Genomic DNA, 14,324 nt, shown 5'->3' with positions numbered 1-14,324 from the left:
GAATGTCATGGCCGACCTGATCGTCAAAAGCGTGTTCGCCACTTTGCCGGACATCATCGACCCGCCGGCCGAAGCCCTGCCTGATCACCTGACGCCGCAGGCAAAGATTACCCAGCAATTACGTTTCATCTTTATCGGCCTCAAGCACTGGCAAGGGCTTGGCAGCACGGAGTAAGTGATTCCGCCCATCCGCCACAAGATGGTGCAGCACCAAAATGCGGCGCACCAACATCAGGCAAACCAGTCGACTAATTAGGATATTTCCTACGCTCCGACAGGGATTTCCTACATCTCGTCCGATTGGCAAGGCCCTTGCTCTAGCCTGAGCATTGTCCATAGCTGGAAGTTTTCCGATGCTGGTGATTCACCGCAGAATCGACCCCCAACCCGTCTGGGCCGCTGAATTGCACCTGACCTTCGAAGCGCGGAGTAAAAGCCGTTTGCGCTGTTTCAGTGCCGAGGGTGAAGACGTCGGGTTGTTTTTGGAGCGTGGCCAGGCGCCGCTGCATGACGGCGAATGCCTGCAAGCCGAAGATGGCCGAATCGTCCGCGTTTGCGCGCGTCCTGAACAACTGCTGCACGTCACCTGCGCCAACGCTTTCGAATTGACCCGCGCCGCGTATCACCTCGGCAATCGCCACGTGGCCCTGCAAGTTGGCGATGGTTGGCTGCGCCTGCTCGACGACTACGTGCTCAAGGCAATGCTGGAACAACTCGGTGCACAGGTCGAAGCCATTGAAGCGCCGTTCCAGCCGGAACACGGTGCCTACGGCGGCGGCCATCACCATTCACGTCACGGCGACGAAGATTTCAACTACGCGCCAAAACTCCATCAGTTCGGCGTGCGCCTGTGAATCCGGCCTGGGCGCTGCTGCGCCTGGCCAGTCCGCAACTGCCGATTGGCGGCTACAGCTATTCACAAGGCCTGGAAATGGCGGTGGATAACGGCCGGGTGAACAGCCCCGACAGTGCGCGACGCTGGATCAGCGACCAGTTGCTGCTCAACCTGGCTCGTTTTGAAGCGCCGCTGCTACTGGCTCATTGCGAGGCGGCCGCCGCCGACAACTGGAGCGAGTTGCTGCAACGCTGCGAAGAACATCGCGCCAGTCGCGAAACCCGCGAGCTGCATCTGGAGAGCCGGCAGATGGGCTATTCGTTGCAGCAACTGCTCAACGGCTTGCCGGAACTCGACGCGCCCGCCCGCACCTTTCTCCAACAATGCAGCGAACCGCATCTGGCGCTCTGCTGGGCACTGGCCGCGCGCGCCTGGGGCATCAGCCCACAGGATGCCCTTGCCGCATGGCTGTGGAGCTGGCTGGAAAACCAGCTCGCGGTCTTGATGAAAACCCTGCCGCTGGGCCAGCAAGCCGCCCAACGCCTGACCAGCGAACTGCTGCCGCTGCTGCAACAAGCCCAGCAGGACGCGACCCGAATCACCCCCGAACACTTTGGCAGTGCCGCTTTCGGCCTGTCCCTGGCGTGTATGGCCCACGAGCGCCAGTACAGCCGTCTATTCCGTTCCTAGGAGAATCACATGAATACACAACCCCTGCGCGTCGGCATCGGCGGCCCGGTCGGCTCCGGCAAAACCGCGTTGACCCTGGCCCTGTGTCTGGCGCTGCGCGAGCGCTACAACCTCGCCGTCGTGACCAATGACATCTACACCCGCGAAGACGCCGATTTTCTGGTGCGCAACGAAGCCCTCGCGCCAGAACGCATCATCGGCGTTGAAACCGGCGGCTGCCCGCACACCGCGATCCGTGAGGACGCCTCGATCAACCTTGAAGCGGTCGATCAACTTAACCGACGCTTTCCCGGGCTGGATCTGATTCTGGTGGAGTCCGGTGGCGACAACCTGTCGGCGACGTTCAGCCCGGAACTGTCCGACCTGACCATTTACGTGATCGACGTTTCGGCCGGCGACAAGCTGCCACGCAAGGGTGGGCCCGGTATCTGCAAGTCCGACCTGCTGGTGATCAACAAGATCGACCTGGCGCCGCTGGTGGGTGCCTCGCTGGAGATGATGGACAGCGACACCAAACGCATGCGCAACGGCAAACCGTTCGTCTTCAGCAATCAGAAAACCGGTCAGGGTCTGGAAGAGATCATCGCCTTCATCGAACGTCAGGGCCTGCTGACTGCTGCCTGATTCACGACTTATCAACAAGGAAGCTTATTCATGACACTTAAACGCATTCTCGGCGCGATCGCGCTGCTGCTGGCACCGGCTGTCGCCTTTGCCCACCCGGGCCATGGCGACAATGGATGGATCGCGGGTATCAGCCACCCGATCGGTGGCCTTGATCACTTGCTGGCGATGGTTGCCGTGGGGTTGTGGGCGGCGCAGCAGCAAGGCGCCGCACGCTGGGCACTGCCTTGCACCTTCGTCGGCACTATGTTGCTTGGCGGATATTGCGGCTTTGAAGGTCTGAGTATGCCTGCGCTGGAAAGCGGGATCGCGGCGTCGGTGCTGGCCTTGGGTCTGGCAGTGGCTTTGGCGGTACGCCCACCTTTGGCCATGGCGGTCGGGGCAACGGCTTTGTTTGCACTGTTTCATGGCGTGGCCCATGGCCTGGAACTGCCTGACATGTCCAGCCCATGGGCCTACGCGGCCGGATTTGTCCTGGCGACGGCGGCATTGCATGCCGCAGGTTATGCGGTGGTTCGAGTGCTGCCGCAGGCAGCGGCGCCACTGGTCAGGCTGGCAGGTGCGGCCTCGGCGGTGACCGGGGCCTGGTTGCTGGCGGGCTGAGTTCTGTATGGCCTGGGCAGGCCTCATCGCGAGCAAGCTCGGCTCCCACAGGGTTCGGTGGAGACAGACAATGGGGTACCGGCCCGGATCCCCTAGGGGGTTGTGAATACCCCTGACCGGATTCCGGCCTTGGTCCTGTGCGAGCCGGGCTTGCCCGCGATGGCGGCCTGACAGACACCGTGTCTCTCAGGCCTGCTAACATGTCGCGCAATCGCCCCTGCCGTGACGACGCCAGCCAATGCAGCCTGTTTCCCGCTCCGCCTCCCAGCCAGAATTGACCGCCCTGTTCGCCTCGGTGCAGCAGCATTTCCAGAACGTGATCGTGCCACTGTGGCAAGGCCCCGGCTGGAACGCTGAACTGGACCTGCCCTACGAGGCACTGGATGCCGAACACTCGCCACTGCCGCCCCAGCGTTATCGAGCCATGGCGTGCGCGCGGCAGCTGTATGTGTTTTCCAGCCTGATCGGCCAGGTGCCCGCCGCCGAAGAACGCAGCGCGCAGCTGTTCAGTTCTCTGCAACGACACTTCCACGACGCCGAACACGGTGGCTGGTTCTACAGCATCGACGCGCTGGGCGCGCCACTGGACCCGCGCAAGGACCTCTACACCCACGCGTTCATCCTGTTCGCCTGTGCACACTACTGGGACAAGGTGCGCGAGCCTTCAGTCGGGCACGTGCTCGATACCGCGCTGGAGGTGATTGCGCAGCGCTTCGCAACAGGCGACGGCCTGTACGAGGCGTGTCTGGAGCGCGACTGGTCATCGCTGCAAACCGGGCCCTTGCAGAACCCCCTGATGCACCTGGCAGAAGCCTTACTGGCGACGCTGGCGGCACGCCAGGACGACGCTGTGCAAAGCATGCTGGTGACGTTATGCACAGCCATGCAGCAACGCTTCATCGATCCGCAGCAATGCGTACTGATGGAAAAGCCGCTGGGCGCTGTGGATAACTGGTATGAACCGGGGCACCAGTTTGAATGGTACTTCCTGCTCGAATCGTCACCGCTGCTGCGCGGCTCGCAGCTGCACGCCTCACTGGAGCGGGCGTTCGCCTTCACCGAACAATCGGGGGTGGATCCACACTCAGGCGCCGTCAAGGCCATGCTCGAGCTGAACGGCCAGGCCAGGGACGCCACCCAGCGCATCTGGGCCCAGGCGGAATACCTGCGCGCGCTGACCTTGCGGCCAGACGCCGAAGCCGCAGTGCTGCGTCAACTCCTGGCCTTGCAGCAGAACTTCCTGCATGCCGGAGGCTGGCATGAGTGCCGTGATGAACAGGGCCAGGTGAGCCGCAAGGATATGCCTTCAACCACGCCCTATCACCTGGCGACCTGTTATCGCGGGCTGGCGGAGTATCTGGGCTAATCCGGCAGCCGTCATCGCGAGCAAGTTTTGCTCCTGCAATTGACAGCCTTCACTGCGAGCAGGCTTTCTCCTGTCGGAGCAAAGCTTGCTCGCGATGGCCATCACTCCAGCATCAAGCCTTGCCGCCGTCACGATGAATGGCGAACCCAGCCCAGGTCTGGCTCACCGGCATCAACTCAAGGCTGTTAATGTTGATGTGCGCAGGCGCATTCATGACCCAGAAAATCGTTTCGGCGATGTCCTGCGGCTGGATCGGCTCGGCACCCGCGTACGTCGCGTTGTAACGCTCCTGATCGCCAGCGAAACGCACCAGCGAAAACTCGCTCTCGCACAGCCCCGGCTCAATGTTGCTGACCCGCACACCCGTGCCCTGCAAGTCGCAGCGCAGGTTCAGCGAAAACTGTTTAACGAACGCTTTGGTCGCGCCATACACGTGGCTGCCCGGATACGGATAGTTACCGGCAATGGAGCCGAGGTTGACGATACCGGCGCCACGACCATGGGCGATCAGGCGCGGCAGCAGCAAGCGCGTGGCGTACATCAGGCCTTTGACGTTGGTGTCGACCATGGTGTCCCAATCGTCCAGATCGCATTTCGGCGCCGGGTCCACGCCCAGCGCCAGACCGGCGTTGTTGATCAGGCCACGCAGTTTGGCGAACGATGGCGGCAGCTTGGCAATCGCCTCTTCCATCGCCTTGCGGTCACGGACATCGAGGACCAGACCGAGCACTTCAGTCTGCTTCGACAGTTCGGCGCACAGCGCATCAAGGCGTTCTTCACGACGGCCGGTCAGCACCAGTTTCCAGCCAGCCTCGGCAAAACGGCGGGCGCAGGCTTCACCAAAACCGGACGTTGCGCCGGTGATAAACAGGGTGTTGGACATCGTGTTCTCCTTGCTTCGGCCACCGGAGCAGCCCTGAAATAGAAAATCAGCCAGCAGCATGCCCGGCCTAGCAGGCACCGGCAACATCGAGCAACTGTACAAAAAACGACCACCCAGCGCCAAGCCATGGCCCGCCTGGCTTGCAGCCATGTACGCGCACGTTATCCACAGGCAGGTCCACAGTTAACGGGGGCAAGTCAAAAAGCCGCAAGCCGCTGTGTACAAGGCTTTGCGGGCAGATCACAAGTTTTTAGCTTGACCCTCGACCACGGGCGTTGTAGCCCATGGCATTTTGCACGATCCAGCTGCGTCACAGACGATGGCTCCAAGCCAGTAACTACGGCCCTCAGCCGAGTCTTTCCAGAGTTTAACCACAGACTTATCCACAGGATGACCGGCTTGGATTCAGAGCCATTAAACGTCCAACAAAATGGTTGACAAAGCCGGCCAACCCACCGCCAAAAATGCCTGATCAAAAAACAACCACATTGCTACAGGCCTTGATTACCGTGGCTTCAGCCAGCTACTCCCACGTTATTCACAGCCAGCTCCACAGCAAACGGGGACAAGTCAAAACTGTGGAAAAACAGCCATTTGCAGCGTCTATATGTCGCGCTTTGGCAGGTAGCGGAATTTGTTTTCCACAATTTCGGAATACCGCGCACCCTGCACCTGCGCGAGCGAGCCTGCTCGCGATAGCGGTCGTCCTGCGGGACATTTTTCGACTGACATTTCCCTATCGCGAGCAGGCTCGCTCCCACAGGGTCCGGCGGCAGTGCAGATAAAAAAAGCCCCGACGATCGCTCGTCGGGGCTGTTGATATCTCGGCAACGAATCAGTGCCCGCCCAGATAAGCGTTACGCACCTCCTCGTTCACCAGCAACTCCTTACCCGTGCCGGTCAGGCGAATCTCGCCGTTGACCATCACATACGCCCGATCCGACAGTTTCAACGCATGGTTAGCGTTCTGCTCAACGAGGAAAATGGTCATGCCGGTTTTGGCCAACTCGCGCAGGGTCGCGAAGATCTGCTTTACCACGATCGGCGCCAGACCCAGGCTCGGTTCATCGAGCAGCAGCAACTTCGGCCGGCTCATCAAGGCGCGGGCGATGGCAAGCATTTGCTGCTCGCCGCCAGACATGGTCATCGCCCGTTGCGTACGTCGTTCCTCCAGCCGCGGGAACAGTTCGAACATGCGCTGCATATCTTCTTTAGCGTACTTGTCACCAATTGGAATGGTGCCCATCAGCAGGTTTTCCTCGACGGTCATGTCGGGGAACACCCGCCGCCCTTCCGGCGACTGCGCAATGCCGTTGGAGGCGATGTAGTGCGAAGACTTCTGGGTAATGTCGACGCCTTGATAAAGGATCTGCCCGCCCGCCGCACGTGGCTGGCCGAAGATCGACATCAGCAATGTCGACTTGCCGGCACCGTTGGAGCCGATGAGACTGACGGTTTCGCCTTCGTTGATCTGCAGCGAAACGCCTTTGAGTGCCTGAATCGGCCCGTAGAACACGTCCAGCTCCTTTAGCTCGAGGATCGGTTGAGTCATACCAACTCCTCTTCATCGGCGCCCAGGTAGGCCGCAATCACTTTCGGATCGTTGCGAATCGCTTCCGGTCCGCCTTCAGCGATGACAATGCCGTGGTCCAGCACCACGATGTGGTCGGAAATGCTCATTACCATGCCCATGTCGTGCTCGATCAGCACCACGGTCAGATCGTGCTCGTCGCGCAGCAGCCGGATCATCGCGCTCAGCGCTTCGGTTTCCTGAGGGTTGAGGCCGGCGGCCGGTTCGTCGAGGCAGATGATCTGCGGCCGCGTGCACATGGCCCGGGCGATTTCCAGACGGCGTTGCTGGCCATACGAGAGCTCACCGGCGAGACGGTTGGCGCAGTCCACCAGATCGACCACTTCCAGCCAGTAGAACGCGCAATCCAGCGCATCGCTTTCGGCCTTGCGGTAACCCTTGGTGTTGAGGATGCCGGCGAGCATGTTGCGGTTGACCCACATGTGCTGCGCCACCAGCAGGTTTTCCAGCACCGACATTTCCTTGAACAGGCGAATGTTCTGGAAAGTCCGCGCCAGGCCTGCGCGGTTCACCAAGTGAGTGCCACCGAACATCTTGTAATACAGGCGGCTGAGGAAGGATTTCGGCGAAACGAAATCGGTTGGTTTGAACGACTCACCGAGCAGTTTGATGACGTTAGTCTTCTGGCCGCGCACGTTGAGTTCGATCTTGCCGCCGGAGGCCTTGTAGAAGCCGGTCAGGCAGTTGAACACCGTGGTCTTGCCCGCGCCGTTAGGGCCGATCAGGGCGAAGATCGAGTTGCGTTTGACCTTCAGGCTGACATCGCTCAAGGCCTTGATGCCACCGAAGTGCATCATCAGTTTTTCCACAGAGAGTACGACTTCACTCATGGCGCAGTCCTCTCATAGTGAATGGCACCTTTGCGTGGAGTGACCCCGGTACGGCTGATGCGGATCAGCCCACGTGGTCGCCAGATCATCATCAACACCATCAGGATGCCGAACAGCAGCACGCGATATTCAGCAAAGCCGCGCAACAGTTCCGGGGCGACGGTCAGCACGAATGCGGCGATCACCACGCCGATGGTCGAACCCATGCCGCCGAGCACGACGATGGCCAGAATCAGCGCCGATTCGAAGAAGGTGAACGAGGTCGGGTTGACGAAGCCTTGATAGGTGGCGAAGAACACCCCGGCAAGGCCGGCGGTCGATGCACCGATAGTGAATGCCGAGAGCTTGACCAGTACATGGTTGAGGCCCATTGAACGGCAGGCAATTTCATCTTCACGCAAGGCTTCCCAGGCGCGGCCGACCGGCATTTTCACCAGACGATGCTTGATGTACAGCACGGCCAGGACCACGAGGAACAACACTGCATAAATGAAGTAGTACTTCACGTCCGGGTTGTAGGCGATGCCGAAGAACTCGTGAAACGGTACCCCGCCATCCTTCGCCCGTTTGCCGAACTCCAGGCCGAAGAACGTCGGCAGAGGTGCAGCCATGCCGTTCGGGCCGCCGGTCAGCGACAGCCAGTTGTTGAGGATCAGACGAATGATTTCACCGAAGCCCAACGTCACGATCGCCAGATAGTCGCCGTGCAGGCGCAGCACCGGGAAACCGAGGATGCAACCGGCCAGACCCGCCGTGATCGCCGCCAGTGGCAGCACGGTCCAGAAGCCCAGCCCCAGATATTGGTAGCCGAGCGCCAGACCGTAGGCACCGATGGCGTAGAACGCCACGTAACCGAGGTCGAGCAGACCGGCCAGCCCGACCACGATGTTCAGCCCCAGCCCCAGCAGCACGTAGATCAACCCGAGGATGACCACGCCCAGCAGGTAGGAGTTGGAGACAAACGGGAAGACTACGGCGATGACAATCATCAGCGGGATGATCCAGCGCAGGCGTGATTTGTGATCGGCAGGCAACACATGCACGCCAGAACCGGTGCTCTCGAATCCGTCGAGAATCTTCAGGCCCTTGGGCGTTTGCAGGAACAGGCTGAGGGCAAAGCGGCCAATCATGACGATGCCAATCAGCCACGCTACACGGGTCGGTTCAAGGTTGAAGCTGTAGCCCTCAAGAACGACGCCGACAATCGGCCCGAATACGATCAGGGCAATCAGGCCGGCCAGAATCGCCTCAACCAGGCTTTTTTTGATATCAATGCTTTTTGGGGTGGTTGAAGACATCGCTTACACCTTCGACACAAGAGGACGGCCCAACAGGCCCTGCGGCCGGAAGACCAGAACAAGTACGAGCAGCGAGAAGCTGAACACGTCTTTGTAGTCGGAGTTGACCAGGCCGGAGAACAGCGACTCGGAGATCCCGAGAATGATCCCGCCGAGCATCGCTCCGGGCAGCGAGCCGATGCCGCCGAGCACCGCTGCAGTGAACGCTTTGATGCCGATGACGAAACCTGCGTAGAAGTCGAACGTGCCGTAGTTCATGGTGATCAGCACGCCGGCCAACGCCGCCATGGCTGCACCAATGATGAACACATAGGAAATCACTCGGTCGGTGTTGATCCCCAGGATCGAGGCCATCTTGCGGTCTTGCTGAGTGGCGCGGCACATACGGCCGAGCTTGGTGTACTTGATCACGTAGGTCAGCAGGCCCATGCCGACGAACGCGGCCACGAGGATGAAGATCTTGGTGTAGGTCAGCTGGACGAAGCCGGTGCCGATATCGATGCGCCAGGCGCCGGTGAGTAGCGTCGGAACACCCTGTTGGCGGGCGCCCTGACTGATCTGGGCATAGTTTTGCAGAATCAGGGAGATACCGATGGCACTGATCAGTGGTGCCAGCCGGGTGGAGTTGCGCAGGGGTTTATAGGCGACTCGCTCAATGACCCAGCCATACACCGCGGTGACGACGATGGTGAAGATCAGTGTGCCGAGCATCAGCAGCGGGAAGGATTCGATACCGAAGTACGCCAGCAGAGCCAGACTGATTGCCGCCAGGTAAGCGGAAATCATGTAAACCTCGCCGTGGGCGAAGTTGATCATGCCGATGATGCCGTAGACCATTGTGTAGCCGATGGCGATCAGGCCGTAGACCGACCCGAGGGTCAGGCCGTTGACCAGTTGCTGCAGGAAAATACCATCCATAACGCAATCTCACGCAGTGAGAACCTGCACACCTGTGGGCGTGCGGCTCTTCTAAGGAAAATACAGATATACGTCGGAGCAATGTCAGTCAGGATCAACCCGTTCCACACCGTCCCCTGTGGGAGCTGGCTTGCCAGCGATAGCGGTAGGACATTCGACAAATTGTCTCCTGTCAGTCCGTCATCGCGGGCAAGCCCGCTCCCACAAGGGAGATGTGGATTCAGCCGATCGAGTCAGCCCTTACTTCTGTTTTTCCAGCTGGTGGTATTTGCCATCCTTGTCCCACTGGTAAACCACGTAGTCGGAGACTTTCAGGTCGCCCTTGCTGTCCCAGGTCTTTTCACCCATGACAGTCTTGACCGGGTTCTTCTTCAGCCACTCAGCCGCTTTTTCGCCCTTGTTCGACTTGGCGCCGTTGAAAGCGGCGGCCAGGGTCTGAACCGAAGCGTAGGCGTACAGGGTGTAGCCTTCTGGCTCGGTGCCGGCCTTGCGGAACGCGTCCACAACGGTCTTGCTCTCTGGCAGCAGACGCGGGTCGGCACCGAAGGTCATCAGTACGCCGTCAACGTATTGCGGGCCGCCAGCGGTGGTCACCAGTTCGTCGGTGACGATGCCGTCGTCGGACATGAATTTCACGTCTTTCAGGCCTTCGGTACGCAGTTGTTTGACCAGTGGACCGGCTTCCGGGTGCAGGCCGCCGAAGTAGACAACGTCGGCACCGGCCGCGCGGATCTTGGTCACCAGGGCGCTGAAATCTTTCTCGCCACGGGTCAGGCCTTCATAGATGACCGGCGTCACGCCGCGCTTGATCAACTGGGCCTTGGTCGCATCGGCCAGGCCTTGACCGTAGGTGTCCTTGTCGTGGATGACCGCCACTTTCTTGCCCTTGAGCACATCGACGATGTAGTCGCCGGCGACGATGCCTTGCTGGTCGTCACGCCCGCACATACGGAACATGGCGCTCAAGCCGCGCTCGGTCACCTGCGGGTTGGTGGAACCCGGAGTGATCGCAATGATGCCGGCTTCGTCGTAGATCTCGGAAGCAGGAATGGTCGAAGAGGAGCAGAAGTGACCGACCACACCGGCGACTTTCTGGTTGCTCAGGTCCTTGGCGACCGTCACGGCCTGTTTCGGCTCGCAAGCGTCATCACCCTTGACCAGCTGGATTTTCTCACCGTTGACGCCGCCCGCCGCGTTGATGGCGTCCGCTGCTGCCTGTGCACCCTTCATGTACTGCTCGCCAAATGCCGCGTTGGCGCCCGTCATTGGACCCGCTACGCCGATTTTGATATCAGCCTGAGCAAACGCAGAAACACCCAACGCAGTAGCCACTGCGAGGGCCAGAAAGCCTTTCTTGTAAAACGTCTGGGACATGAGGTGGTGCTCCAAGGTTTTTTTTAGTTGGCACTGCGACTTCACTTCACTGAATGCTCAGAGCAAGGGCCGTGCCATCGGTTTTTTATTCTTCAAAAAGTCGCTGCTTTCTTGTTATTTCGACTGTTTCGTTCCCATTTTCATTGGGCGTGCAACCGTCTAAACCGCGGAAGGTGAAACCGTTTATTTTTTCAGGCGCAACCCGCCTGCGCCATCATTGCAACCGCGGCACCAAACGACGTGCAACCAGCCTGTAACAGCCCGCGTCACCGAAGTGCACACCGCTGGTGCGGGACTGCTACAACCCGCACCATTACAGGCTAGTCGCTGCATCGGAAAGCGCCGCTTCCGGCAACAAATTTCAACACTCAGATGACGATGCGCAGGCACTGGCCCGCGTGATACAGCGAGAACCCGGCCTCGTACAGACAGCTGCGCAAGCCCACGCCAGCCAAGGGCTGCATCGGTGCGAAGGGAATCGGCAGCGCTTGCCGATTACCGTCACACAGATAATCCGCGAAGGCTTTGCCGACCACGGTGCCAGTGGTCACGCCACGGCCGTTATAGCCGGTGACGGCCACCAGCCCGGGCGCGGGTTCGAACAGACGCATCAGGTGATCGGGGGTAAACGCAATACGTCCGGTCCAGGTGCATTCCCACTCGACCGGCTTCAGATTGGGGAAGTAATGCTGCTGCACGCGATCGGCCCAGGCCTTGAGAAACCAGGCCGGTTTCTGATTGCCATTGCCGAGACTGCCGAGCAACAGGCGCCCTTCTTTATCGCGGCGAATGCTGCTGAGCACCTGCCGGGTATCCCAGGACCCCTGGCCACCGGGCAGGATCTGTTGCGCAGCATCTTCAGTCAGCGGCACTGACGCCACCTGGTAGTAATAACCGGGGAAGAAATTACGTCGCAGTTCGGTCCAGTCGCCCTCGGTGTAGGCGTTGGAAGCGATGACCACCTGTTCGGCCAACACCGAACCCTGCGCAGTCTGCACCGACCATTTCTGGCCCTGACGTTCCAGCCGAGTCACCGCTGAGTGGTCGAACAACTGCCCGCCCAGGCCAATGGCTGCCTTGGCCAGGCCACTGGTGTAGGCCATCGGGTTAATCGTACCGGCACGCCGATCCAGCAGTGCAGCGGCAATTTTGCGGGTACCGGTGGCTTGCTCGCAGGCCTGGCCTGTCAACAATTCCACCGGCGCGCCGCGACGCTTCCATTGTTCTTCACGACTGCGCAGATCCGCTTCGCCACGGGCGTTATGCGCCATGTGCAGCGTGCCTTCGCGGCGCAATTGGCAATCGATGTTGTACTTGTCGACCAGGCTGAACACCAGGGACGGCGCGGCACCGAGCATGCGATTGAGCTGACTGCCCACCGCCTGGCCGAACCCGGCTTCGATTTCGTCAGGAGGGATCCACATCCCGGCGTTGACCAGGCCGACGTTACGCCCAGACCCGCCATGACCCGCGCGATGAGCTTCGAGTACACAGACGCTTTTGCCTTTTTCCAACAGATGCAGCGCCGCCGACAATCCGGTAAACCCGGCGCCGATCACGCAGACATCGACTTTTACCTCGCCCTTGAGCGCGGTGTTATCCGGCCTTTGTGGCGTGAGTTTTTCCCACAGACATTCTTCGCGTAACGGCATTGCCAGACTCCAACAGAAACCTGCCAAACACACAATTCAATGTAGGAGCGAGCTTGCTCGCGATGGACGTCAACGATTACGCGTGCTTGCTGCATGAACGCGTTACGTTGACGTTTTTCGCGAGCAAGCTCGCTCCTACAGGGCGATCACCGATCAGTCAAACGTGATCCCCTGAGCCAACGGCAACTCCAGCGAATAGTTCACGGTATTGGTCTGGCGGCGCATGTAACCGCGCCATGCATCCGAACCCGATTCACGGCCGCCGCCGGTCTCCTTCTCGCCACCAAACGCGCCGCCGATTTCCGCACCGCTCGGGCCGATGTTGACGTTGGCAATGCCACAGTCGCTGCCGACCGCCGACATGAATTGCTCGGCTTCACGCACGTCGGTAGTGAAGATGCACGACGACAGGCCTTGAGGCACTGCATTGTTCAAACGCAGCGCTTCGTGGAAATCGCTGTAGCCGACCACATACAAAATCGGCGCGAAGGTTTCACTGCACACCACATCGCTCTGCTCCGGCATTTCGACGATGGCCGGCGACACGTAGTAGGCATTGGGGAATTGATCTTCGAGTTGGCGCTTGCCACCAAACACCCGGCCGCCCTCGCTTAGCGCCTGCTCCAGCGCATCCTGCATATTTTCGAAGCTGTGCTTGTCGATCAGCGGGCCGACCAGATTGCCTTCCAGCGGGTTGCCAATGCGCACTTTCGAATACGCGGCTTTGAGGCGGGTGACGATTTCTTCTTTCACCGACTCGTGGGCAATCAAACGACGCAGCGTGGTGCAGCGCTGGCCGGCGGTGCCGACAGCACTGAACAGGATCGCGCGTACGGCCATGTCCAGGTCGGCACTTGGGCCAAGGATCATCGCATTGTTGCCGCCCAGCTCAAGGATGCTGCGGGCAAAACGCGCAGCGATTTTCGGGGCCACTTCGCGGCCCATGCGGGTGCTGCCGGTGGCGCTGACCAACGCCACGCGCGGGTCATCGACCAGCGCCTCGCCTGCATCGCGACCGCCGATGATCACCTGGCAGAGATTGGCCGGAGCGTCACTGAAGTTTTTCACCACGCGATCAAACAGCGCCTGACAGGCCAGCGCGGTCAGCGGGGTTTTCTCCGACGGTTTCCACACCACCGGGTTGCCGCAGACCAGCGCCAGCGTGGTGTTCCACGCCCACACCGCAACCGGGAAGTTGAACGCGCTGATCACACCGACCACGCCCAGCGGATGCCAGCTCTCACGCATGTGGTGGCCCGGACGCTCGGAGGCGATGGTCAAACCGTACAGCTGACGCGACAGGCCGACGGCGAAATCGCAGATGTCGATCATCTCCTGCACTTCGCCCAAACCTTCCTGAGTGATCTTGCCCGCCTCCCAGGAAACCAGTTCGCCAAGATCATTTTTGTATTCGCGCAATACTTCGCCGAACTGACGCACCAACTCACCGCGACGCGGGGCCGGCACCTTGCGCCAGGCCTCGAACGCATGATCTGCGCGACTGATGTGCTGCTCGACTTCGGCCGGGCCTTCCCAGTTCACGGCGGCAATGCGACTGCCATCGATGGGCGAATGCACCGGCACTTTGCCGTTTTGATAAAGGGCCGGGTTCACACCAAGACGATCAAGCAATGCGGCAACCATGGGTCACTCCTCAAGC

General features: G+C 60.2%; 13 protein-coding genes and 1 pseudogene. 6 read left to right on the top strand and 8 right to left on the bottom strand.

Annotated elements, in window-relative coordinates; translation table 11 throughout:
• From JFT80_RS02960 to JFT80_RS02935, 6 genes and pseudogenes are all read left to right on the top strand, one after another.
• A pseudogene (locus JFT80_RS02960) lies at window positions 1–175 on the top strand (TetR family transcriptional regulator); the annotation flags it as partial.
• 178 nt (window positions 176–353) lie between these two features.
• Window positions 354–854, top strand: coding sequence for an urease accessory protein UreE (ureE, locus tag JFT80_RS02955; RefSeq protein WP_201146872.1), 501 nt, complete (start codon window positions 354–356; stop codon window positions 852–854).
• Window positions 851–1,525 (top strand): urease accessory protein UreF, encoded by a 675-nt coding sequence (locus JFT80_RS02950; protein ID WP_201146871.1) that lies wholly within the window; start codon window positions 851–853, stop codon window positions 1,523–1,525. Before ureE ends, JFT80_RS02950 begins: the two co-directional genes overlap by 4 nt.
• Window positions 1,526–1,534: 9 nt before the next feature.
• Window positions 1,535–2,149, top strand: a complete 615-nt coding sequence (gene ureG / locus JFT80_RS02945) for an urease accessory protein UreG (RefSeq protein WP_071174254.1) — start codon at window positions 1,535–1,537, stop codon at window positions 2,147–2,149.
• Between the two features lie 30 nt (window positions 2,150–2,179).
• Window positions 2,180–2,752, top strand: a complete 573-nt coding sequence (locus tag JFT80_RS02940) for a HupE/UreJ family protein (protein WP_201146870.1) — start codon at window positions 2,180–2,182, stop codon at window positions 2,750–2,752.
• Window positions 2,753–2,990: 238 nt separating this feature from the next.
• Window positions 2,991–4,118, top strand: coding sequence for an AGE family epimerase/isomerase (locus JFT80_RS02935; RefSeq protein ID WP_201146869.1), 1,128 nt, complete (start codon window positions 2,991–2,993; stop codon window positions 4,116–4,118).
• Window positions 4,119–4,230: 112 nt separating this feature from the next.
• Here JFT80_RS02935 and JFT80_RS02930 read toward each other — a convergent pair whose 3' ends face one another.
• From JFT80_RS02930 to JFT80_RS02895, 8 genes are all read right to left on the bottom strand, one after another.
• Window positions 4,231–5,001, bottom strand: coding sequence for an SDR family oxidoreductase (locus JFT80_RS02930; RefSeq protein WP_201146868.1), 771 nt, complete (start codon window positions 4,999–5,001; stop codon window positions 4,231–4,233).
• Window positions 5,002–5,836: 835 nt separating this feature from the next.
• A complete protein-coding gene (locus tag JFT80_RS02925; RefSeq protein ID WP_201146867.1) occupies window positions 5,837–6,553 on the bottom strand; it encodes an ABC transporter ATP-binding protein in 717 nt (238 codons plus the stop codon).
• Window positions 6,550–7,422, bottom strand: a complete 873-nt coding sequence (locus JFT80_RS02920; RefSeq protein ID WP_201146866.1) for an ABC transporter ATP-binding protein — start codon at window positions 7,420–7,422, stop codon at window positions 6,550–6,552. The genes JFT80_RS02925 and JFT80_RS02920 overlap by 4 nt, the downstream gene beginning before the upstream one ends.
• Window positions 7,419–8,720: a high-affinity branched-chain amino acid ABC transporter permease LivM gene (livM, locus tag JFT80_RS02915; protein WP_201146865.1), complete on the bottom strand. Its 1,302-nt coding sequence runs from the start codon at window positions 8,718–8,720 to the stop codon at window positions 7,419–7,421. Before livM ends, JFT80_RS02920 begins: the two co-directional genes overlap by 4 nt.
• 3 nt (window positions 8,721–8,723) lie before the next feature.
• Entirely contained in the window at window positions 8,724–9,638 is a 915-nt protein-coding gene (locus JFT80_RS02910) for a branched-chain amino acid ABC transporter permease LivH (protein ID WP_201146864.1), read from the bottom strand.
• A 240-nt stretch (window positions 9,639–9,878) separates the two neighbouring features.
• Window positions 9,879–11,012 (bottom strand): branched-chain amino acid ABC transporter substrate-binding protein, encoded by a 1,134-nt coding sequence (locus tag JFT80_RS02905; RefSeq protein ID WP_201146863.1) that lies wholly within the window; start codon window positions 11,010–11,012, stop codon window positions 9,879–9,881.
• Window positions 11,013–11,380: 368 nt separating this feature from the next.
• Entirely contained in the window at window positions 11,381–12,664 is a 1,284-nt protein-coding gene (locus JFT80_RS02900; RefSeq protein WP_201146862.1) for an FAD-binding oxidoreductase, read from the bottom strand.
• A 153-nt stretch (window positions 12,665–12,817) separates the two neighbouring features.
• Window positions 12,818–14,308 carry an aldehyde dehydrogenase family protein gene (locus tag JFT80_RS02895; RefSeq protein ID WP_201146861.1) on the bottom strand — a complete coding sequence of 497 codons (1,491 nt, stop codon included), beginning with the start codon at window positions 14,306–14,308 and terminating at the stop codon, window positions 12,818–12,820.
• Between the last annotated feature and the right edge of the window lie 16 nt (window positions 14,309–14,324).

It is taken from the genome of Pseudomonas sp. TH10 (assembly GCF_016651255.1).
Taxonomy (GTDB): domain Bacteria; phylum Pseudomonadota; class Gammaproteobacteria; order Pseudomonadales; family Pseudomonadaceae; genus Aquipseudomonas.
This window is presented reverse-complemented; position numbering and strand designations above follow the sequence as displayed.

Excerpts from the sequence above, each read along its gene's own strand:
- ureE (WP_201146872.1), top strand. The coding sequence starts at position 354 with ATGCTGGTGATTCACCGCAGAATCGACCCCCAACCCGTCTGGGCCGCT.
- ureG (WP_071174254.1), top strand. The coding sequence starts at position 1,535 with ATGAATACACAACCCCTGCGCGTCGGCATCGGCGGCCCGGTCGGCTCC.
- JFT80_RS02940 (WP_201146870.1), top strand. The coding sequence starts at position 2,180 with ATGACACTTAAACGCATTCTCGGCGCGATCGCGCTGCTGCTGGCACCG.
- JFT80_RS02935 (WP_201146869.1), top strand. The coding sequence starts at position 2,991 with ATGCAGCCTGTTTCCCGCTCCGCCTCCCAGCCAGAATTGACCGCCCTG.
- JFT80_RS02930 (WP_201146868.1), bottom strand. The coding sequence starts at position 5,001 with ATGTCCAACACCCTGTTTATCACCGGCGCAACGTCCGGTTTTGGTGAA.
- JFT80_RS02925 (WP_201146867.1), bottom strand. The coding sequence starts at position 6,553 with ATGACTCAACCGATCCTCGAGCTAAAGGAGCTGGACGTGTTCTACGGG.
- JFT80_RS02920 (WP_201146866.1), bottom strand. The coding sequence starts at position 7,422 with ATGAGTGAAGTCGTACTCTCTGTGGAAAAACTGATGATGCACTTCGGT.
- livM (WP_201146865.1), bottom strand. The coding sequence starts at position 8,720 with ATGTCTTCAACCACCCCAAAAAGCATTGATATCAAAAAAAGCCTGGTT.
- JFT80_RS02910 (WP_201146864.1), bottom strand. The coding sequence starts at position 9,638 with ATGGATGGTATTTTCCTGCAGCAACTGGTCAACGGCCTGACCCTCGGG.
- JFT80_RS02905 (WP_201146863.1), bottom strand. The coding sequence starts at position 11,012 with ATGTCCCAGACGTTTTACAAGAAAGGCTTTCTGGCCCTCGCAGTGGCT.
- JFT80_RS02900 (WP_201146862.1), bottom strand. The coding sequence starts at position 12,664 with ATGCCGTTACGCGAAGAATGTCTGTGGGAAAAACTCACGCCACAAAGG.
- JFT80_RS02895 (WP_201146861.1), bottom strand. The coding sequence starts at position 14,308 with ATGGTTGCCGCATTGCTTGATCGTCTTGGTGTGAACCCGGCCCTTTAT.